Below are 22,729 nucleotides of genomic sequence, written 5' to 3' on the forward strand. Positions count from 1 at the left end.
GGCACCGGCAGGGGAAGCCGGTCGTGTTCGAGAGGACGACGCACTGCGGCCGGCGGCACGGTTCACTCGGGCGGTGTGCGTTCGTGCAGGGTCAGCAGCAGGTGGTCGAACTCGCTCACCACCGCAGGGTCGGGCTGGGTCAAGGTCGGCAGCTCGAGGAGTAGTTGTTCGGCCAAGGCCCGCAGTTTGGTGTTGGTTTCCTGCGATCGCCACACCAGGACCTTGAATGCTTGCTCGTCGCTGATCCGGTACATCCGCATCAGCACGCCCTTGGCCCGTTCGATCGCGGCGCGTGAGTCGACGATCTCGGGCCGCAACTGGCTGACCGCTTCCTTCTCCGCCACCGCCAAGGTGTCGGACAGGTCGATATAGAACCCCGAGGTACCGATCGGATGCCCGTCGGTGTCCAGGATGCGGTCGGCCACGACTATGACCGAGTGCTCGGCGCCGTGGATGCGCGCCGGACGCGCGGTCCGGACGCATGAGCGCTGAAATCGAATTCGCGGGACCGGCCCATCTTTTCTTATCGTCGCGAGAACACTTCTGCGCGAGGGTTTTTCGCGTGGTCTTCGGTCACTCAACCATCGGACACCGTCAGATTGTCCACCGAGATCGAGGAGGTTTCGCGCCCGAAATGCACCAGGAACGGGCCGTATTCGTCGGAGACCCAGAAGGTGCCGTCCGGCAGGGCGAGCCGACAAATGCCCCACGTTCATTTGACAAGTCGATGTCAGGCTGTCCGGGGGCTACTGGTCGGGGACGAGAGCGTAGACCTTCACGACGAAAATGTCCTGCTCCGAGCCCGAGGGGTTGGCGATGTAGAAACCACGGCGAGACAACGACTCCCGCTCGCGGGGTAGGGGCGTTCGGGCGCCGGAGGCGATGTTCGACAAGACGCGATGGTCGGAGTTCGCCCGGATATCGGCCATCACGTTGAACCGGATCTTCCCGGTGTCGGGTTCTGTCCGCCAGAGCAATTCCGTGGTCCCCGCCGGGATCTCGGCCAGCGAGAAGTTCGGACTCGATCGGTCCTTCTGCCCTCGCCGAGGGTCGCGATCGGAACGGATCTCGGTGATGAGGACCTCCGCCATTGCCACTCCTGTTCATCTCGCGCGTCGTCACGCCGATCGACCCGACCGACCAGCCTCGAAAAGCCGAATACCGACGCCGGTGTGAAACCCATTGCTGTGACTTGGATGTCGGTGGTCGAGCCATCGGGCGGCATGGTCGATCTTGCCAGGTGACGGCGAGAGCGAGGGGCGAATCGCGCGTCGCGTGTCCGAGCCGGGCGCTCGGTCGAACGTCACCGATCAGCTGGACCGGTCGTTCGCTGCGTTGGGGTGCTGGACGAGCCTGTCGGACATCGCGGTGGCGATGAACCTGGGGATGCTGGGTGCGAAGAGCTTGAGGTAGCAGTCCATCCATTCGCGGCGGGTGTTGAGGAACGGGAAATCGGTGGGGACCATGTGACGGATCGCGAGCAGGGGCAGGGGCGCGTCGAGAGCTCGGAAGTCGGGGTTGTGCAGGCCCGGGACGGTGCAACCCGGATAGAACTGTCCGAGCATCAGGCCCTGCTCGACGAACCGGGATTTCTGATCGCGTTGCACGAAGTCGATATCGCCGTATTCGGTGAGGTCCGGGAACACCGCGAGGACGGCTTTCAGCTTGGCGTCGGATTCGTTTTGCGGTGGCAGGTCGGGGAACAGCTCGTACAAGTCGTCGACGATCGCGCGGATGCGGTCGCGGTGGATTTCACGACCCGAGATGAACGCGGCCCACAGGAATCGGTGTGCGACGGCGTGACTGGTGTAGGGGCAGACCGGGCCGGGGCGGCCGAGGTCGGGGTGGGGGCGGCAGAGGTATTCGAGCGTCCACCGGCGCAGTTCGGCAGCATGGGCAGGCACATCGGTACCGGTTGTCTGGTCGGCGAACAGGTTGGCGGGTTCGATGCCGGAACGCGTTCCGACGATTCGGTCGGTGATCATGATCGGCTCGTCCTTGCGGGAGTGGATGACTCGGTGAGAGCGGTGCGGATTGACCTGAAGTGCTCGGTGAGCACGAAACCGATGACGCGCAGCGAATCCTGCTCGGTCATTCGTTCGTGCTGGACGGGAATCCGGTGTTCGGTGATACGCCCGGTGACGTAGGCGCTCCAAGCGTGCGCGGGAGAGGTGTCGTCCTCGACGCGGCGGTCCGCGGCGCTGAAGTAGATCAGATCGCCATCGAACAGATCCGGTCGATGGTTGAACGTGAGGTCCACGAGCCGGGTGTAGTCGCGTTGCAGCCGGAGCAGATGCTCAGGGGTCACGCTGGTGAAAAGTCCGCCTTGCCGGTGCAGCAATTCGACGGCGGCCTCGATCGTCGGCTCGGCGGGGCCGTCCGGAACGGCGAAACCGCCGAACTCGGCGAGCATCGTCGTCACCGAAGGTGTGGGCGCACGGAAGGTCTCGGCGCTGACGACACGGGTGTCCATCATGGCCAGGGTGGCCACCGAGTCGCCCTCGCGGCGGAGTCGGACGGCGATCTCGTGGGCGATCGTGCCGCCGAGCGAGTAGCCGAGCAGATGGTAGGGGCCGTGCGGTTGGACCGAACGGATCTCCCGCACATAGCGGGCGGCGAGTTGGTCGAGCGTGTCGAACCGCACGGTGGGTTCGGTCAGCGCGGGTGATTGCAGCCCGCGGACGGGACGGTCGGGATCGAGATACCGTACGAGTCCGCTGAAACCCCAAGCCAATCCGATCGCCGGATGGATACAGAACAGGGGTGCGGCGGTTCCGGCGTCCCGCAGCGGCAGCACGACCGAGAGCGCCTCGGCGAGATCCTGTTCGCCGAAGTCCTGCCCGGCGGGGCCGGCACGGCGGCTCTCGATGCGGCGGGCCAGCGACCGAGGTGTCGGGTCGGTGAAGAGCCACTGGAGCGGCACGGTGACGCCGGTGGATTCCGCGATCCGCGCCACCAGGCGGGTGGCGGCCAGCGAGTCGCCGCCGAGGTCGAAGAAGGCGTCGTCGACTCCGGTTCGTTCGATGTCGAGTGTTCGGGTGAAGGCGTCGCAGACGGTGGCCTCGAGCGGGGTGGACGGAGCCCGGAACCGAGACCGCCGGCGCAGGTCGGGTGCGGGCAGGGCGTTGTGATCGAGTTTGCCGGTGGTCGTGAGCGGAAGCCGGTCGAGCGTGCGGATGGTCGTGGGGACCATGTGGGTGGGCAAGCGGGTGGCAAGGTGTGCGATCAGCACCGCGGCGTCGGGTGTGGTGTGCGGGGTGGGCACCACGTAGCCGGTGAGCCGGTCGACGCCGTCGGGCCCGGTGTGGACCGCGACCGCGGCGCGAGAGACGCCTGGGTGAGCGCACAGCGCGGTTTCGATGTCGCCCGGTTCGATGCGATGGCCGTTGACCTTGATCTGCAGGTCACTGCGGCCGATGTAGCGCAGTCGCCGGTCGCCGGTCCAGGCGGCCAGATCGCCGGTGCGATACATGCGAGTCCCGACCGGCCCGTATGGATCGGGGACGAATCGGGTGGCGGTGAACGCGGGTTGCCGGTGGTAGCCGCGGGCGATGCCCGGACCGGACAGATACAGCTCGCCGGCCACTCCGGGCGGGACTGGGCGCATTCTGCGGTCGAGCACAACCGCACGGAACCCGCGGGCCGGGCCGCCGATCAGCGGCGGACTGTCCGTCACCGTGGTCAGTGGGATGTCGCGGCAGCTCAGAATGGTGGTCTCGGTAGCCCCGTAGGTGTTGATCAGCGTACGGCCCGGCACCCATCGGTTCACCAGATCCGGCGGGCATATCTCGCCGCCGAGGATCAGCGTGCGGAGGGTGCCGAGTTCGCCCGGGCGCAGCGAGGCGAGCACGGTCGGGGTGAAGGCCGCGTGGGTGACACGGGCGGCGGCGATCCGCTCGGCCAGTTCATCGCCCGCGACCACATGCGCCGGGGCGAGCACCAGTGTGGCTCCGGCAGCGGCGGCGCCGAGCCATTCCAGGACCGACACGTCGAAGCTCGGAGACGCCGCGGCCAGCATTCGGGACGACGCGGTGAGGCCGATCCCTTCCCGCGCTTCAGCGGCCAGATTCGCGATCCCGGCGTGGGTGACCACGACCCCTTTCGGGATCCCGGTCGAACCCGAGGTGTAGATCAGGTAGGCGGGATGCTCCGGCCGCAATGCGGCGATGCGTTCGCCGTCCTCGATCGCGGAGGGGGGCGCCGCAGCCGCCTTCGTCACGAATTCGGGGCTGTCGATGCCGAGCCATGTGGTGGCGTCCGGCAACTGGTCTCGATGGGCCGCGATCGTCAGCCCGGCGACGGCGCCGGCGTCGGCGAGAATGCCGCTGACCCGGTCTTCGGGCTGGGCGGGGTCGATCGGAACGAACGCGCCACCGGTTTTGGCGACCGACCAGACCGCGATCACGGCGTCGATGGAACGCGGTAACGCTATGGCCACCAACGATTCCGGCCCTGCCCCGGCGTCGATCAATACCCGAGCCCACCGGTTCGAGGTTTCGTCGAGTTCGCGATAGGACAGCGTTTCACCGTCACAGACCAGCGCGTCCGCACCGGACCTCGCCGCGGCCGCCAACACCTGCGGCAACATCGCCGTCGCCGCACTCGGTCCACCGCGAACGGGTACCAGCGCGGCATGCTCATCGGGCGCGAGCAGTTGCACTCGCGAGAGCGGGAGATCGATGTCGTCGACGACGGCCTCGAGCACGCGCAGCACTCGGCGCGCGATGGCGTGGATCCGGTGTCGGGTGAACAGGCCCGGCTGGTATTCGAAGGTCAGCTCCAGCCGGTCGCCGAGGTGGACGATCAGGCCAAGCGGATAGTGCGCGGCCTCCCGTCCGTGCACGTCCAGGACGTGCATCCCGGCGATATCGGTGTCTTCGGACAGCCCGGTCGTGTCGACCGGGTAGGACTCGAAGATGGCCGCGGTGTCGAACATCGCGCCGGACCCGGCCGCCTGTTGGATCCGGGCGAGTCCGAGGTGGTTGTGGTCGAGCAGCGCGGCCTGCTGGGTTTGGATTCGCCGGAGCAGCTGGGCGAGAGTTTCGCCGTGGTCGAGCCGGACCCGGACCGGCACGGTGTTGACGAACAGCCCGATCATCGATTCGACGCCGGGAATCTGCGGGGGGCGTCCGGAGACGGTGGTACCGAACACGACGTCGTCGCGTGCGGTCGCGTTCGCGAGCACGATCGCCCAGGCGGCCTGGACGACGGTGTTGAGGGTGATCTCCCGCTGGTGGGCGGCGGCGGCCAGGGCCGCGGTGCGGTGTTCGCTCAACCGCACCCGGACATCGCCCGCCGTCTCGGTGTCGCCGCTGCCGCGGTCCGCGCCCGCCAGCAGAGTCGGCTCGGTGACGCCCTCGAACGACCGCGCCCACGCGGTTTCCGCCGCGCCCTGATCCTGGGTTCTCAGCCATGCCAGGTAGTCGCGGAAGGGACGCACCGGGGCCAGTGCGGCGGGGTCGCTGTCGCCTGCGTAGAGGATCAGCAGCTCCCGGATCAGCAGCGGGGTGGACCAGCCGTCGATCAGGATGTGATGCATGCTCAGCAGCAGTTTGTGCCGCTGGTCCGAGGTGCTGATCAGGGTCGGGCGCAGCAGCGGCGGCACGGCCGTGTCGAAGTGCCGGTCGCCGGCCATGAGTTCATCGAGCGCGGCCGCGGTGTCGGAAGATTCCGCGAGGTCGATGTGGGTGAACGGCACGTCGACGTGCGAGTGCACCACCTGGACCGGCTCGCCCGCGCCGTCGCGCACGAACGCGGTCCGCAGGTTCGGGTGCCGTCCGACGAGGGTCTGTGCGGCGCGACGGAACCGGTCCGCGTCGACGCGCCCGTCGAGTTCCATGCAGATTTGCACGATGTAGTCGTCCTGCGCGCCGTCGGCGAGCTGGGCGTGGAACAGCAGCCCCTCCTGGAGCGGCGTGAGCGGCCAGATGTCGTCCAACGCCGGGTATCGGGCCTCGAGCCGGTCGATCGCGGTCTGGTCCAGGTCGACGAGGCCGACGTCGGAGGGCGTCAGCCCGCCCGCGCCGGGCCGGGCCGCGTGGGTGGCCAGGGCCGTCACCGCGTCGCGCCACAGTTCCGCGAGGTCGGCGACCTCGGCGGAGGTGATCAGCCCGGCCGGGTAGTCCCAGGTCGCGGTCAGGGCAGGTCCGTCCGGCGTGTCCACGGTGACCGCGTTGACGCCCAGTACGGCTGCTACCGATGCGTCGGGATGCTGGACGCTGCCGCCGTCGGCATCACCGCCGGCGGGCATCCACCCGCTGTCGCGCAACGCGTCGGGGATGGTGTCGAACCGGCCGAGATAGTTGAAACTCACCTGGGGGCCGGGCAGCGCACCCAGGATGCGGGCGGTATCGGTGCCGAGATAGCGCAACAGCCCGTAGCCGATGCCGTGGCCGGGGATCCGCCGGAGTTGTTCCTTGACCGATTTGACGACCGTCCCCGCGGCAGCGCCGGCCGCGAACGCGTCATCGATGTCCATATCGGACAGATCGAGCCGGACCGGGTAGGCGGTGGTGAACCAGCCGACGGTCCGGGTGAGATCGGCGCCGGGCAGGACCGTGTCGTCGCGGCCGTGACCCTCGAGGGTGAGCAGCGTCTCGGTGACGTCCTCGCCGTGGCGGCGGCGCCACCGGGTCAGCGCCAGTGCGAGTCCGGCGATGAGGGCATCGTCCACATTGCCGCGGAACGCCCGGGGCAGGGTGGTGAGCGCGGCGCGGGTCGTCGCGGCGGGCAGCGTCACCCGGACGGTGTCGACGGTGGCCTGCACGTCCACGGCCGGGTCGAGCGGTCGCGTCCCGATCACCGGATCGTCGCCGGCGAGTGTGGCACGCCACCAGTCGATTTCATCGATGCTCGCGGCGGCGGCTTCCAGTCCGTGTGCCCAGCGTCGCATCGACGTGCCGACGGGTGCGAGCCGCGGCTGCTGCCCGGCGCTCACCTGGGCCCCGGCGACAGCGAGGTCGGGAACGAGGATCCGCCACGACACCCCGTCCACCACCAGGTGGTGTGCGACGACCAGCAGCCGACCCGGCCGGTCCGCGCAGTCCAACCAGACCAGCTGCAACACGACTCCCGCGGCGGGATCGAGACGCTCGGCGGCCGAACGCGCCTGCTCGGCGGCGATCGCGGCGAACGCGCTGCTGTCCGGCGGCGCGTCCACCGGCACGTGCCGGATGAGTCCCGCGGCGGATATCCCGGCCGGCCGCACCCGCAGCGCCCAGCCCGACGGGTGCGCGGGGTCGGGCAGTAGCCGGGCGCGCAGCATGTCGTGGTGATCGATCACCGCTTGCACGGTCGCCGTTATCGCGGTCCTGTCGACGTCGGGCGGCAGCGTCAGCATCACCCACTGGCAGAAGCGGTCGAATTCGCCGCGCTCGAACATCCAGCACATGATCGGCGTCAGCGGCATCGGCCCCGCACCTCCGCCGGGCAGTTCCTCCGGGAGGGAGGCCGCCGCGGCGGTGTCGGGGACGGCGGTCCGGGCCAGCCCGGCGACGGTCTTGCACTCGAACACGTCACGGACGGAGAACACCAGCCCCGCCGTCCTGGCCCGGGTCACCAATTGGATCGACATGATGCTGTCGCCGCCCAGAGCGAAGAACGAATCGTCGAGCCCGATCGCGTCGACGCCCAGTACCTCGGCGAACAGCCCCGCCAGCGTCTTTTCCGTATCGGTGACCGGCGCCCGGAATTCGGCTCGGCCCGTGGCGAAGTCCGGCTCGGGCAGCGCGGCGCGGTCGAGTTTGCCCGTCTCGGTAATGGGCAGCTCGTCGAGCACCATCACGGTCGCCGGCACCATGTGCGGGGCCAGGCGCTGCCCGGCGGAGGTGAGAACCGCGGCCGGGTCCACGTGGACGCCGGGCTCGGGCACCACGTATCCGATCAACCGATCGGCGGTGGAGTCGTGGCGCACGGCCGCTACCGCGCGAGCCACCCCGGCGCAGGCCAGCAGACCCGATTCGACCTCGCCGAGTTCGATGCGGAAGCCGCGAATCTTGACCTGGAAGTCCGTCCGGCCGACATAGTCGAGCGCCGGACCTCCCTCGGGTTGCCACAGCCACCGCACCAGGTCCCCGGTGCGATACATCCGCCGCCCCGAATCGGCGAACGGATCGGCGACGAACCGCGACGCCGTCAGCCCCGGCCGGTTGCGGTAACCGCGAGCCAATCCCGGACCGGTGAGGTAGAGCTCGCCGACGACTCCCGGCGGCACCGGGCGCAACCAGGCGTCGAGCACGACCTGGTCGACGCCGCGGATCGGCCCGCCGATCGTCGCGGCCGCATCCGGCGCCATCGGCGCTCCGGCATCGGTCTGGATCGTGGCCTCCGCCGGACCGTAGGTGTTGAACAGTTTCCGGCCCGGAGCCCACCGCGACACCAGTCGTGGCGAGGGCGTCTCGCCACCGATCACGACCGTCCCCAGGTTCCGCAGTCCGGCCGGGTCGACGGTGCCCAGGGCCGTGGGGGTCAGCGCGGCGTGCGTCACCGAGTTGTGCGAAATGATCTGTGCCAGTTCGATTCCGCCGAAGACGGTCGGTGGTGCGATGACCAGCCGTCCGCCCGACGCGAACGCCCAGAGCAGTTCCAGGACCGCGGCATCGAAACTGGGCGACGCGGCGTGCAGCACCCGCGCGCTCGGCCCGATCTCGAAGCGCGAGCATTGCTCGGCCACCAGATTCGCCAACCCCCGGTGCGGGACGACCACGCCCTTCGGCACGCCCGTCGAGCCGGACGTGTAGATCACGTAGACGGCGTCGTCGATCCGGACCGGCCGCAGTCGTTCGGCATCGGTCACCGGCGTCGCAGGCAGCCGCGTCACCTCCGCTGCGACCGTCGGCTCGTCCAGGACCAGCCACGGCACCGATCCGGGCAGCCGATCGCGCCACTCCGACACCGTGATTCCGGTCGCCGCGCCCGAGTCGGTGAGCATGTGCTGGACCCGGCTCCCCGGATTGCGCGGATCCACCGGGACGAATGCCGCCCCCGACTTCGCCACCGCCCACACCGCCAGCACCGACTCGAACGAGCGCGGCAACCCGACCGCGACACTGGTTTCCGGACCGGCGCCTCGACCGATCAGCAGTCGCGCCAACCGGCTCGACTCCGCATCCAGTTCACGGTACGTCCACTGCCGGTCCCCGCACACCACCGCGACGGCCCCCGGATTCCGCGCCACGGCCGCCGCGAACAGCTCCGGCAACACCCGCTCCGGCACAGCGGGAGCACCCGACATCGGCGCCAGTTCGCGAGATTCCTCCGACGTGAGCAGATCGAGCCGGGCCAGCGGCAGATCCGGGTCGGTGGCGATGGCGTCGAGCACGCTCAGGACCCGCCCCATGGTCCTGGCTATCATGTCGTCGTCGAAGAACTCGGCCAGGTATTTGATCTCGAGACGCAGTCCGGTATCGACCCGCCCGACCACGCCGAGGGGATAGTGCGCCGCGTCGATGCCGACCACGTCGACCAGCCGCATTCCGGCGATGTCGGTGTCCTCGGTCAGCCCGTGACGGTCGATCGGGAAGGACTCGAGCACCGTTATCGTGTCGAACTCCGCCCCCGGCCCGGCCACACGCTGGATGTCGGCCAGGCCGATGAATTGGTGATCGAGCAAGGCGGCCTGCTCCGCCTGGATTCGGTCGAGCAACTGCCCGAGGGTCTCGGTGGTGTCCAGGCGCACGCGCACCGGCACCGTGTTGATGAACAGCCCGATCATCGATTCGATGTCCGCGATCTGCGGGGTCCGTCCGGAGACCACGGCGCCGAACGTCACGTCCTTCCGGGATGTCAACGCGCCCAAGATAATTGCCCATGCCACCTGGACCATGGTGTTGAGCGTGATGCCGCGGGACCGCGCGCAACGGGTCAGGGCCGCGGTCTGCTCTTCGGTGAGTTCGCCGGATACCTCGCGTGATTCGGTGTCGCGACGGCCCGGACCGGCCGCGGCCACCAGGGTCGGCTCGTCCGCGCCCTCGAACGCGCGGGCCCAGGCGTCGAGTGACGCCGCCCGGTCCTGGCGGCCGAGCCAGGACAGGTAGTCGCGGTAGGACCGCACATGCGGCAGCGACGTCTCGTCGCAATCGGTGGCGTAGAGCACCAGCAGTTCCTGTAGCAGCAGCGGCGTCGACCAGCCATCGAGCACCAGGTGATGATCGGTGAGCACCAGCCGGTACTGCTGCGGTCCGGTGGTGACCAGCATCCAGCGCAGCAGCGGGGCACGGGCCGGGTCGAACCGGGTGGCGCGGTCCGCGGCCAGAAGCAGCTCCCACTCGCGACCGCGTGCGCCCTCATCGAGCCCGGACAGGTCCAGCTCCGCCCAGGGAGCCTCGGCGTCGTCGACGACGACCTGCACCTGTCCGGCGCCCGCATCGCTGACGAACGCCGTGCGCAGATTCGCGTGCCGGTCGAGCAGTATCCGCGCGGCTCGGCACAGCCGACGCGCGTCGACCCGGCCGCGCAGTTCCAGGACCAGCTGCGTGAGATAGGTATCCACCGACTGCTCGGAGACCAGCGCATGGAACAACAGCCCCTCCTGCAGCGGGGCCAGCGGCCAGACATCGCTCAGCGCCGGATACCGCTGCTCGAGTAGCTCGATCTCGGATTGTCCGAGATCGACCAGCGGCAGATCCGATGGTGTCCGCCCGCCGCTCCCGGCACGGCGGACATGGCTCGCCGAGGCGGTCAGCAACCGGCGCCACGATTGCGCGATCTCGCGCACCTCGTCGGCGGTGAGCACCCCGGCGGGATACGACCAGATCGCTCGCAGCCGCCGCCCGCCCGCGTCGTCCAGGACGACGGCCCGGATGTCGAGCACCGCGGGCACCGGCATATCCGGATCCTGCGCAACGGCGAACTCGGCGTCGCCGATACGCATCGGCGCCCATCCCGCCCCCGATATCTCTTCGGTGTCCGCCGTGGCAACGCGGCCGAGGTAGTCGAACGCGATCTGCGGCGTCGCGGTCGCGAGGATCGGTCCGGTGCCCTCGTCGAGATATCGCGACAAGCCGTAGCCGATCCCGTGCTCCGGGACGGTGCGAAGCTGTTCCTTGACGGACTTGATCGCCGCCCCCAGCGCCGGACCGCCCGCGTACGCGTCGTCGAGATCGATGCCCGAAAGATCCAGGCGCACAGGGTAATTCGTGTCGAACCAGCCGACCGTCCGGGTCAGATCCGAGCCCGGGACGACACCCGCCGCACGGCCGCGCCCTTCGAGCCGGATCACGATGTCGGTAGGCGAGCCCGTGGCATCCGAGTGCTCGCGCCGCCACTCGGCCATCGTCACCGCCAGGGTGGCCAGCAGCCCGTCGTCCACACTCCCGTGGAAAGCCGCGGGCAGCTCGCTCAGCAGGGTCTCCGTCACCTCCGGATCCACGTCGACCTCGACCGTGCGGGTAGTTCGGACCACGTCGATCGCGGGGTCGAGGGGCCGCGATCCGATCATCGGATCATCTCCGGCGGTAATCGCTTGCCACAGTTCGAGTTCCGTGGCCCGCTCCGGGCGGTGGGCCGCCTCGACCAGCCCGAACGCCCACCGGCGCATCGACGTTCCGATCGGGGCCAGATCGGGTGGCCGACCGGATGCGATCCGCGCCCACGCGGCCGCGAGATCCGACGCGAGCAGCCGCCAGGAGGCCCGATCGATCGCCGAACGATGGACCACCAGCAGAACAGCGCCCGGATCGGCCGAACTCACCGGATCGAACCAGACCACCCGCACCACGATCCCGGCGCCCGGATCGAGCCGATCCGCGGCGGCATCCAGCTCGGCCTCCGCGAGCGCGGGCAACTCGCCGGATTCCTCTCCCATCGGCACTCGGACGAGAACGTCATCGGCTCGAATCAGGCTGGCCGGCAACACCTCCCAGGTCCAATACCCGTCGGCGCCCGGGCCGAGTCGCGCACGCAACATGTCGTGCCGATCGAGTACGGCCTGCACGGCTTCGGTGAGCTGTCGCCGGTCGATCCCCGCCGGTAGCGCCAGCATCATCGCCTGCGAGAGGCGGCCGAACCCCGGCCCCGCCCGCTCGAGCAACGCTCGCACGATCGGTGTCAGCGGTAGCGGGCCCACGCCCGCGCCGGGCAGTTCCCGCGGGAGGGCCATCGCCGCGGCGCTGTCCCGGATGGCGACCTGGGCCAGTCCGGCGACCGTCTTGCGCTCGAACACGTCGCGCGGGGAGAACACCACACCCGCCGCTCTGGCCCGGGTCACCACCTGGATCGACATGATGCTGTCTCCGCCGAGCGCGAAGAAGGAGTCGTCGATACCGACGGTGTCGACGCCGAGCACACCGGCGAACGTGTCGGCGATGAGGTGCTCGATCGGAGTTCGGGGCGGCCGGTACGGCGCGTCGTCGGCGAACACCGGTTCGGGCAACGCCCTGCGATCGAGCTTGCCGGTCGGCGTCAACGGAATCCGGTCCAGCACCATGATCGAGGACGGAACCATATAGGACGGCACGCGATCGGCGAGATACTCCGTCAAAGCCCCCGCGTCGATCGAATACCCTTGCGCGGCGACAACATACGAGACCAGCGACTGAGCTCCCGAATCGGCGCGGTAACCGATCGTGGCGGAATAACCGACACTCTCCTGCCCCGCGAGCACCGAATCGATCTCACCGAGCTCGACCCGAAGACCATGGAGCTTGACCTGCGAATCGGACCGGCCCAGATGCTCGATCGCACCACCTGCCGACCAGCGAACCACGTCACCGGTCCGATACATGCGCTCACCCGGCAACCACGGACACGCCACGAAACGCTCGGCCGTCAGCCCCGCCCGGCGGTAGTACCCACGAGCCAACAGTCCACCGGCGACATACAATTCACCCGCCACCCCGACCGGCACGGGCCGCAATCGCCGATCCAGCACCCACGCCGAGACATCCGGCATCAGGCGGCCGATCGTGACCGGCTCCCCCGCTGTCATGGGTGCGGTCAGCGTCGCGGCGATGGTGGTCTCGGTGGGCCCGTACTCGTCGAACAGCTCACGATCGCCGCCCCACCGCTCGACCAGTTCAGGACCGAAGCTCTCGCCGCCGACGATCAGATGGCCCAAATCCTTCAGCGGCCAGCGGATGTGGTCGATGGTGGACAATGCCGAGGGCGTGATGCAGGCGTGGGTGACGTGTTCGCCGTCCACGAATCCGGCGAGTTCGTCACCGCCCGCGATGCCGCTGGGCGCGACGACCATCGTCGCGCCCGAGCACAGCGGCAACAGCAGCTCCAGAACCGAGACGTCGAAGCTCGGCGAAGCCAGATGCAGTGTGCGGCTGGATGATTCGATGTTCAGGACGGCGCGATGTTCGGCGGCGCAGTTCCGCAGTCCTCGGTGCGTGACAGCGACGCCTTTGGGCCGCCCGGTCGATCCGGAGGTGTAGATGACATAGGCGATATCGTCGACGCGCAACGGGCGCACCCGATCGGCATCGGTAACCGGCCGATCATCGCCCTCGTCGAGGTCGTCCAGCGTCAACCAGTCGATATCGGCATCGGGCAACCGGTCACGCGCGGACGCCACCGTCAGGCCGAGGGCCGCCCCCGAATCGGCCAGCATGTGACCGATGCGTTCGGCCGGGTAGCTCGGATCGATCGGTACGAAGGCAGCTCCCGTCTTGGCCACCGCCCACACCGCGGCGACCGAATCCGCGGAACGCGCCATACCGATCGCGACGAGATCCTCCGGGCCGATACCGCGCCCGATCAACTGCCGAGCCCATCGATTCGAATGCCGGTCCAAGTCCCGGTAACTCGACCGCTGTCCCTCGAACACGACCGCCGAGGCGTCCGGATCCACCCCGGCCGCTGTGGCGAACAACTCGGGCAGGGTGACCGGGGCCATCGCGGATGGGCCGCGACGGGTCAGCAGGTCGGCTCGCTCGGCGGGCTCGAGCACCTCGACGGCCCCGACCTGGATCGCCGGGTCGGCGGCCACCGATTCGAGTATCCGGATCCACCGCCGGGTGAGGGAGTCGATCGTCGCGACGTCGAACAGATCGGTGGCGAAGGTGACCGCGACGGTCATATCGCCGCTGTCGTGGTCCTGCGCGAGGACGAATTGCAGGTCGAAGCGAGACGCCTCGACGGGTAGGTCGACCACCGACAGGTCCAGATCGGGCAGTTCGAGCCGCACCGCTTCCAGGTTGTGGAACGCCAGCATCACCTGGAACAGCGGATGGCGAGCCTGGGATCGGTGCGTGACGAGTCGGTCCACCACCTGTTCGAACGGTACGTCCGCGTGGTCGAATGCCTCGAGATCGATGTGCCGGATCCGGTCGAGTAGATCGGCGAACGACTCTCGTAGGTCGATTTCGGTTCGCAGCACCAGGGTGTTGACGAACATTCCGACCATATCGTCCAGCGCCGCGACGCCACGGCCCGCGACGGGTGTGCCGATCGGAATATCGGTGGCGTCGCTCATCCGGGCGAGCAGGACCGCGAGTGCCGCGTGGATCGCCATGAACAGCGAGGAATTGTGCTGCCGGGCAACATCTTCCAACGCACGTACCGTGTTCGCGGGCAACGAGTAGGTCGCCGTGGCGCCCCGATTGGACATCACCGCGGGGCGCGGCCGGTCGAACGGCAGACGGAGTTCCTCGGCGACTCCGGTCAGAGTCTGCGTCCAATATCGAATCTGCTGTGCGCACAGCGATTCCGGTTCGTCCGGCGAACCGAGGGTAGCTCGCTGCCACAGGGCGTAGTCCGCGTACTGGACGGGCAGCGGGGTCCACGACGGGGCTTCACCGTGGATCCGGGCGGTATAGGCGGTCGCCACGTCCCGGGCCAGCGGCGTCATCGAAAAGCCATCCGCGGCAATGTGATGCACCACCACGGCCAGCACGTGTTCCCGCGGATCGGCCGTGCCGAACAGCCGGGCGCGCACCGGCGGCCGGGCGCTCACATCGAAGCCTTCGGTGACGAATTCGGTTATCGCCGCGATCAATTGGCTCGGCGGAACCGATACCATGGTGAGTTCGCGGTCCACATCGGCAACGGGTTCGATCAATTGGATCAGCATTCCGTCGTGATCCGGGTACCGGGTCCGCAGGGATTCGTGCCTACCCAATACATCGATCATGGCCGCTCGGACCGCCTCGACGTTCAACTCGCCGCGCAGCCGGATGACGATCGGCACATTGTATGTGCCGGAACCGATGTCGTACTGGTTGAAGAACCACATCCGCTGCTGGGCAGGCGCCAGCGGAACGAGATCGGGGCGCGGCCGGGCGACCAGCGGCGGGCGCCGTCGCCCGGTCCCGGAATGCTGATCTATGCGAGCCGCGAGCGCCGCTACCGTGGACGCCTCGAACAGCAGTCGCACCGGGATGTCGGTATCCAGCGCGGCCCCGATTCGCGCGGCAATTCGCGTCGCCACCAAGCTGTCTCCGCCGAGGGCGAAGAAAGAGTCGTCCACACCGACCGTTTCGACACCCAGAGTATCCGCGAAACACCCGGCGACGATCCGCTCGGTCGGCGTCGTAGGCTTCCGAAAGTGCTTGCCGCCGGAGAACACCGGCTTCGGCAACGCCTTGCGATCCAACTTCCCCGCGGGGGTCGACGGAATCCGATCCAACACCATGATCGACGCCGGAATCATGTACGCCGGCAACAGATTACCCAGATACTCGAGCAACATCGCCGTATCGATCGCATGGTCCTGCGCGGCGACGACATACGAAACCAGCGACTGCGCGCCCGAATCACCGCGAAAACCGGCGGTCACCGCATGACCCACATCCGCATGAGCCGTCAGAGCAGAATCGATCTCGCCCAGCTCGATCCGCAGACCTCGGATCTTCACCTGGAAATCCGACCGGCCCAGATGCTCGACCGCCCCCGCCGCCGTCCACCGGGCCACATCCCCGGTCCGGTACATCCGCTCCCCCGCCGCCCAGGGACACGCGACGAAGCGCTCGGCCGTCATCCCCGCCCGACCGTGATACCCACGAGCCAGCAGACGACCCGCGACATACAGCTCACCCGCCACACCGACCGGCACCGGCTCCAGCCGCTGATCCAGAATCCATTCCGCCACACCGGGAATCGGACCGCCGATCGTCACCGGATCACCCGCCGCCAACGGGGTGCTGTGGTTCGTCATGACCGTGGCCTCGGTCGGCCCGTAAGCATCGACGAACTCGCGACCGTCGGCGGCCCAGCGCCGCACCAGCTCCGGTGGGCACACGTCACCGGCCGCGACGACGACACGCAGCGCGTCGAGACCGGCCGGATCGACCGACATCAACGCGGTCGGGGTGATCACCGCGTGCGTCACTCGCTCGCGGCGCAGCAGATCGGTCAGCTCGGCGCCACCGTAGTCGCTGGGCCCGGCGATCACCATGGTGGCTCCCGCGCCCACCGCGAGCAGCAACTCCCAGACCGCGGCATCGAAGCTCGGAGATGCCAGATGCAGCGTCCGCGAACCCGCGGTGACCCGATAGCGTTGCCGCTGTTCGCGACTCAGTGCGGCCAACCCCGCATGCGTCACCGTCACGCCCTTCGGTACTCCGGTGGAGCCCGAGGTGTAGATCAGGTACGCCGCGTGCTCCGGTCGAAGCGAGGTCGTCCGATCCGTGTCGGAGATCGACCGGGCATCCGAGGTCTCGTCGAGGTCGTCCGCGATCAACCAGTCGATGCCGTCCGGCAACTGCGCGCGCGCCCGTGCGACGGTCACGCCCACGACCGCCCCGGAGTCGGCCAGCATGTGCGCTTTCCGCTCCGTCGGATAACCCGGATCGACCGGCATGAAGGCCGCTCCCGACTTCGCAACCGCCCAGACCGCCGTCACCGAATCCGAACTTCGCGCAATACCCACCGCGACAACGTCTTCCGGGCCCACACCACGCCGAACGAGCAACCGGGCCAATCGATTCGAACGCTCGTCCATCTCCCGATAACTCAACCGCTGCCCATCGAAGACGACCGCCGAAGCATCGGGATCGCGCCGGACAGCGGCGGCCAGCAGCTCCGGCAACGTCATTGTCGCCGTCGCCGCGGCCTCACCCGAACGAGACAACAGGTCGGCTCGCTCGGCTGGCTCGAGTACGTCGATCGCGCCGACCGGGATCGTCGGGTCGGCGGCTACCGATTCGAGAATCCGGATCAACCGCCGGGCGAGGGAGTCGACCGTCGCGGGATCGAACAGGTCGGTGGTGTACGCGATCGTGACCGTCGAGTCGCCGCTGCCGGGCTCCGCCGACAGCTCGAATCGCAGGTCGAAGCAGCATATTTCGCTGGAGAGGCCGACGGCCGGTAACTCGAGGGCGAGTCGCCCCGGTTCCGGGTTCCGTAACGCCAGCGCCACTCGAGACCAGGGATGTCGCGACCGGGACGGCTGGTCCAGCACTTGTCCGAACGGAACATCGGCATGGTCGAACGCATCCAGATCGACCTGCCGAACCCGGCCGAGCAAATCGGCGAAGGACTCCCCCGGGTCGATCTCGGTACGCAACACCAGGTGATTCCCGAACATCCCGGCCGAATCGCCGATCGCCGCGACACCCCGCCCCGCGGCCGGGGTGCTGACCGGAATGTCCGTGGCGCCGCTCATCCGGGCCAGCAATACCGCCAGCACACCGTGAATCACCGCGAACAATGAAGAATTACGCTGTCGCGCAACATCTTCCAGCTCTCGAACCAGCCCCGAACGCAATGCGTAGCTCGCGGTGGCGCCCCGATTCGACAGCACCGCCGGGCGCGGCCTGTCGAACGGCAGACCGAGTTCCTCGGGAAGATCCGCGAGCGTCGCCCGCCAGAACTCCAGGTTCTCGCGGCGGCGGCGGATCCGGGCGGCGTCGGCGGCGCTGCCGGGGTGGACCTGCCCGAGTGCGGTGTCCGGTGCGGCGGCGGCGAACTCGTCGAGGAACTCCACGAATGCGGCGCGGTGCGCCGACAGTTCGCGGTCGGTATAGAGGTTGGGATTGGCCAGGAACTGCAGGATCGTCCGCGGCGGATCCCCGGTCCGGTACACGTCGACCAGCACATCCTCGACCGGGCCCGAGCTGAGGATGTGGAATTCCCCGGTCACCGTCCCCAACTTGATCTGCTGGTCGAAGAGCATGACGTTCACCACCGGGCCCGCGAAGCGGCGCTGTGCGCCATGGTTCCCGGTGGCGGCGCGAATGTCGGTGAGGCCGCACCGCTGGTGTCGCAGCACACCCACCAGATCGGACTGCACCCGCAGCGCCAGCGTCGCGACGGTGTCCTGCGGATCCAGGACGATCGGAAGCGGTGCCACATTGACGAACACCCCTCCGGACCGCCGCAGTACGGCGGTCGTACGGCCCGACACGGGAATGTCGACCAGGACCTCGTCCCGGCCCGTGTTCCGGGCCAGGTAACAGCCGAACGCGGCGATCACGACCGCGGCCGGGCTCGCGCCCAATGCCTTCGCCGAATGATCGATCCGTCCCACGGTCACCGCCGACAGTTCGGTGATCGCGACGACGCTGTCCGCACACGGTGGCGCCTGCCCGGCGGCCAGGCCGACTTCCTCGCCGAGACCGGCGAGCCGGTTCACCCAATATTCCTGATCGTCGGTGAACCGCTTCGACTCGCGGTAGCTGCGGTCGGCCTCGAACAGGGCGCGAATGTCCGCCGCCCGGGCGGGCTCCGCCGTGCGGCCCTGTACCGCCGCGGTGTACAGCGCCGCGATCCGGTTCACGATCATCATCGCGCCGTAGCCGTCCAGGGCGACGTGGTGGCTCCGGCAGTACAGCAGATAATGCCGATCTCCGACCTGCACGATCGCCGTCGCGACCAAACGGTCACGGGTCATGTCCAACGGCGCGGTGTATTCCCGGCGCATCCACTCCAGGCCTGCCGCAACGGGATCCGGGGCATCGCGCACATCGATGACCGGTCCCGCCGACGTCAGCGACGGGTCGTACAGCTGGTAGGGCTCACCGTCGGTCTCGACCAGCCGCAGAAAGCCCGACTGGAACTCTCGGCCGGCCTGTATCGCCGCCTCACGCAGTACCTCTATGTCGAGATCACCACGGAACTCGACGTACTGCGCCTCGGATATCGGCACACCCGGACTTAATTTCTGCGCCAACCACAACGCCCGCTGCCCGGCAGATAGCGGTATCGGCTGTATGACTGACGCGTCCGGCTCGGTATTTTCGCTCGATCCCCGGGCGGAGTCGAGCTGGGGTTGCGGAGCGGTCATAATTTCCTTCTAACCCCGACCGCCCACATTATAAGCAAAATAATATGTTCTTGTACACCGCCGCGCACAGGAATAGTCTTCCCCGCCACGACGAATTTGTGGCTTCCGTCCTTCGATCAGACGACCAAATACTCTTTCCGCAATCTTTTCGCTCGGTCTTTCGGAGCGAGAATCGAATTTCTCGACCATTCATTTATACATGATGGGTGAACCAGTATCCACCGACCGGATCGGATGCCCGACATCTTCTGCACTATGGCGATCCGTGGATTGCGACTATTCGAGTTCGCGGTGCGATCGACGTTCCAGAAAGCGCTGGACGCGGTCGCGGTGGACGGCGGACCAGGCCTGGACCCGGACCGCCCACCAGGGGGCGACATCACGAGGTTTGGCCGTGATTGCGTACGCAATGAGGTCGGCGGCTTCCTCGACCGTCAGCCCCGGGATGCGACGGAAGTCGGTGGGAGCGCTCATTCTGGTGTGGACCAACGGCAGATAGACCGATGTGGTGGTGACGTCGTCTCCGGCGATTTCCGCGGCGACACTGCGCAGCCAGACGTCGAACGCCGCTTTCGAGGCGCCGTAGGCCGACCAACGCGGACTCGGCGGCATGAGCACGCCGCAGGTGGAGACATTCACGATATGCCCCTGCCGGCGTGCGCACATATCGGGCAGCAGGGTGAGCAGCAGCCGCACCGGGCCGAGATAGTTGGTATCGATGGTGCGGGTGAAATCGTGGAACCGGTCGTAGGACTCGGCGATAGGCCGCCGAATCGACTTTCCCGCGTTGCTGATCACCACATCGACATGCCCGTACTCGGCCAGCAGCGTCCGGCCGAGCCGCTCGACGGCAGCCATATCGGTCAGGTCGCTCGCATACGCGTGGGCCGTGCCGCCGGCGGCGGTGATATCGGCAGCGAGCCTTTCCAATTCGGTCCGAGAACGCGCCACCAGCGGCACCACCGCCCCCGCCGCGGCCAGTTTCCGCGCACTGGCTTTGCCGATACCGTGCGAGGCGCCGGTCACCAGCACCACCTTGCCGCCGACGGCGGCACGCAACGACTCCTCGCTCGGCCGGAATGTCGGATACAGCAGCCGGATCGCCACCCGTTCGGCGAGCGGCCGCGCACGGTTCGTGACCGGCGTTTCGTTCACAGCTTTCGACTGTATCGCCCGGCCGTCGCCACAAACGCCCGGAACGAATGATCTGTTCGATATTGCGCTCGGCCAGCGCGCTGATCGTCAGTGACGGATTCACCGTTCCGCTGCTACCCGGCACCGCCGCGCCGTCCATCACATAGAGGTTCCGATAACCACGCACCCGGCCGTATTCGTCCGCCGCGCGGCCGATCACCGCGCCGCCCAGCGGATGAGAGGTGAACGACGCATCCGCATCCGGAATTGTCCGAATGCCGGAATTGCAGTGACAGCCCGCCCGCTGGTTGACTTCCCGCGCTCGCGCGAGATAGGCGGCAGCCCCGTCGGGCGGCCACCGCAGGTCCACCCGCCCGTCGGCCGGATCGCAGACGAACCTGCCCCGGGTGTCCTCCAGCACGATGCCCAACGATCCGAGAACGGTGGTGTCGAAGGGCGTGGTGCCGGACGATGTTCCAGGTCCAGATGCCGTCGTTACGCCGCGGCTGATATCCGGCCGCGCGGACCTGCCGGTCCCAGGCACGGGAGTGCGTGAACGCGACGGAGTTGTAGATGTCGGGCGGAATCGGGCTGGGCCGCAGCATCTTTCGGACCCTGGGGTAATAGACCTCATGCATCTCGCGGTAGTCGACCACGCCCCGGAACAGATGGTCGAAGAACCTCTCCTCCGGCTCGAGCGTCACCCCGGTGCACACCACCGAGCCGCCGCCCACGCACGCTCCGCGCCACACGTCGATGCCCGCGTAGCTGGAGACATCGAGGGCCCCGCCGAACAAATCGACAGCCAATGGGACCCCGTCCACCCCGGTGAAGGAGGTGCGCTGCCAGAAGCCGCGGCCGTCGGGAATGGTGTCGGTGGCGAAGATGTCGCGCCACGAATCGCGCGGCCAGCGCGATCCACGCTCGAGCACCGCGACCCGAATCCCGGACCGCGACAGGCGCAGCGCGATGACCGCCGCCCCGAGCCCCTGTCCATAATGCCCCCTCGCCCGAGGCGAACGGTAGCTGCGACAGACATAGCGGCTACCTATCATAGGAGTAGTCGGGGCTGGGAGGTGACGATGTTGATTCGTGCATGGACTCGATGGCTGCTCACACATGGCATCCCACGGATTTATCTTCGGTGGTCGGCGCGTCTCGGTGACCCGCTCGGGCAGATCGCCGTCGGTTCGGATCGTTTGCTCGGCTCATCGCCGTACATCGAACAGATCCGGCAGCGCGGCCGGATTCCCAGGATGTCGGGGGTGCGGGTAACCGCGGACTACGAACTGTGCCGACTCATCCTGCGAGACCGGCGCTTCGGCATAGTCACGCCCAACCACCCGGCCCTGCCGAAGCCGATCCGCTGGATGATGACCAAGACGGATCTGGGACTTCCCAATCTGGGCGAACCGCCCTCGATGCTGGTGACCGATCCGCCCGATCACACCCGGTACCGGCGCATGGTCGGGCAGGCGTTCGGCCCGAAGGCGATCGCGACGCTGGACGAGCGAGTCACCGAGGTCGCCGATGACCTCGTCGAACGCCTGAGTTCCAAACCTCGGCCGGACCTGATCCAGGACTTCTGCACACAGCTGCCCGTCACGATCATCGCCGAAATACTCGGGCTGCCGGACACCATGCATTCGACCCTGCTGAAGTGGGGAGACTCCGGCGCACCGCTGCTCGAACGAGGCCTGCCCTGGTCCACCTACCGCCACGCGATCGAAGATCTGGCCGAAGTCCAGCTGTACTTCGACCGGTACTTCGATGGGCTCACCGCCGACCCGCAGGACGACGTGCTCAGCATGCTGGTGACAGGTGACGAGCTCACCCGCCGCGAGCAGGTGGCCAACGCGGCCCTGCTCCTGGACGCCGGATTCCTGACGACGGTGAACATGCTCGGCAACGGAATCGTGCTGCTGACGAGCCACCCGGACCAGCTGGAACTGTGCACCGCACAGCCGGAACTGTGGCCGAACGCGGTGGAGGAGATCCTGCGCTACGACGGTCCCGTGCGGATGACCGGCCGGGTCGCGAACTGTGACGTGGACATCGCCGATCAGCACATCACCGCGGGTTCCCTCGTCCTGCTCTCCCTGGCAGGAGCCAACGACGATCCAGCCGTCTTTCCCGACCCGCAGCAATTCGATGTCACCAGGGACAACGCCGGGGAACACCTCGCATTCGGCAGCGGAATACACGGCTGCCTGGGAGCCAGACTCGCCCGGCTGGAAGGCGCCGTCGCGCTGCGAGCCCTCTTCGAGCGGTACCCGGATCTGAGCCTGGACGGCCCGCCGATCCCGCATCCCCTGCGAAACCTGCACGCCTACCGCTCGATACCCGCCATGCTGTCCGCCGCGTAGCTACCTGCGACGCCTTGTCGATGCCGCGACCCACTCCTATCCTTACGGGCAGGGGTCCTGCGGA

Annotated in this window: 6 protein-coding genes and 1 pseudogene; 1 reads left to right on the plus strand and 6 read right to left on the minus strand. The window is 68.0% G+C overall.

Going from position 1 to position 22,729, the window contains the following annotated elements; genetic code table 11:
* Nucleotides 1-62: 62 nt before the first annotated feature.
* The 6 genes and pseudogenes from NM2_RS52215 to NM2_RS52730 all read right to left on the minus strand — a co-directional run.
* On the minus strand, nucleotides 63-425 hold the full coding sequence (locus NM2_RS52215; protein ID WP_067681409.1) for an ANTAR domain-containing protein: 363 nt from the start codon (nucleotides 423-425) through the stop codon (nucleotides 63-65).
* 321 nt (nucleotides 426-746) lie between these two features.
* Nucleotides 747-1,091: a hypothetical protein gene (locus tag NM2_RS40855; protein ID WP_067681412.1), complete on the minus strand. Its 345-nt coding sequence runs from the start codon at nucleotides 1,089-1,091 to the stop codon at nucleotides 747-749.
* Between the two features lie 219 nt (nucleotides 1,092-1,310).
* A complete protein-coding gene (locus tag NM2_RS40860; protein WP_067681419.1) occupies nucleotides 1,311-1,985 on the minus strand; it encodes a DUF6875 domain-containing protein in 675 nt (224 codons plus the stop codon).
* Nucleotides 1,982-19,165, minus strand: coding sequence for a non-ribosomal peptide synthetase (locus NM2_RS40865; protein ID WP_084532059.1), 17,184 nt, complete (start codon nucleotides 19,163-19,165; stop codon nucleotides 1,982-1,984). Before NM2_RS40865 ends, NM2_RS40860 begins: the two co-directional genes overlap by 4 nt.
* A gap of 276 nt (nucleotides 19,166-19,441) precedes the next feature.
* Entirely contained in the window at nucleotides 19,442-20,320 is an 879-nt protein-coding gene (locus tag NM2_RS40870) for an SDR family NAD(P)-dependent oxidoreductase (RefSeq protein ID WP_245718475.1), read from the minus strand.
* A gap of 130 nt (nucleotides 20,321-20,450) precedes the next feature.
* A pseudogene (locus NM2_RS52730) lies at nucleotides 20,451-20,933 on the minus strand (hypothetical protein); the annotation flags it as partial.
* Nucleotides 20,934-21,555: 622 nt separating this feature from the next.
* Between NM2_RS52730 and NM2_RS40880 the strand changes: the two are divergent.
* Nucleotides 21,556-22,665 carry a cytochrome P450 gene (locus tag NM2_RS40880; protein WP_245718476.1) on the plus strand — a complete coding sequence of 370 codons (1,110 nt, stop codon included), beginning with the start codon at nucleotides 21,556-21,558 and terminating at the stop codon, nucleotides 22,663-22,665.
* The last annotated feature ends 64 nt before the right edge of the window (nucleotides 22,666-22,729 follow it).

The sequence above is a fragment of the Nocardia miyunensis NBRC 108239 genome (assembly GCF_001613065.1).
Lineage (GTDB): Bacteria > Actinomycetota > Actinomycetes > Mycobacteriales > Mycobacteriaceae > Nocardia > Nocardia miyunensis.

Excerpts from the sequence above, each read along its gene's own strand:
- NM2_RS40855 (WP_067681412.1), bottom strand. The coding sequence starts at position 1,091 with ATGGCGGAGGTCCTCATCACCGAGATCCGTTCCGATCGCGACCCTCGG.
- NM2_RS40860 (WP_067681419.1), bottom strand. The coding sequence starts at position 1,985 with ATGATCACCGACCGAATCGTCGGAACGCGTTCCGGCATCGAACCCGCC.
- NM2_RS40865 (WP_084532059.1), bottom strand. The coding sequence starts at position 19,165 with ATGACCGCTCCGCAACCCCAGCTCGACTCCGCCCGGGGATCGAGCGAA.
- NM2_RS40880 (WP_245718476.1), top strand. The coding sequence starts at position 21,556 with ATGTCGGGGGTGCGGGTAACCGCGGACTACGAACTGTGCCGACTCATC.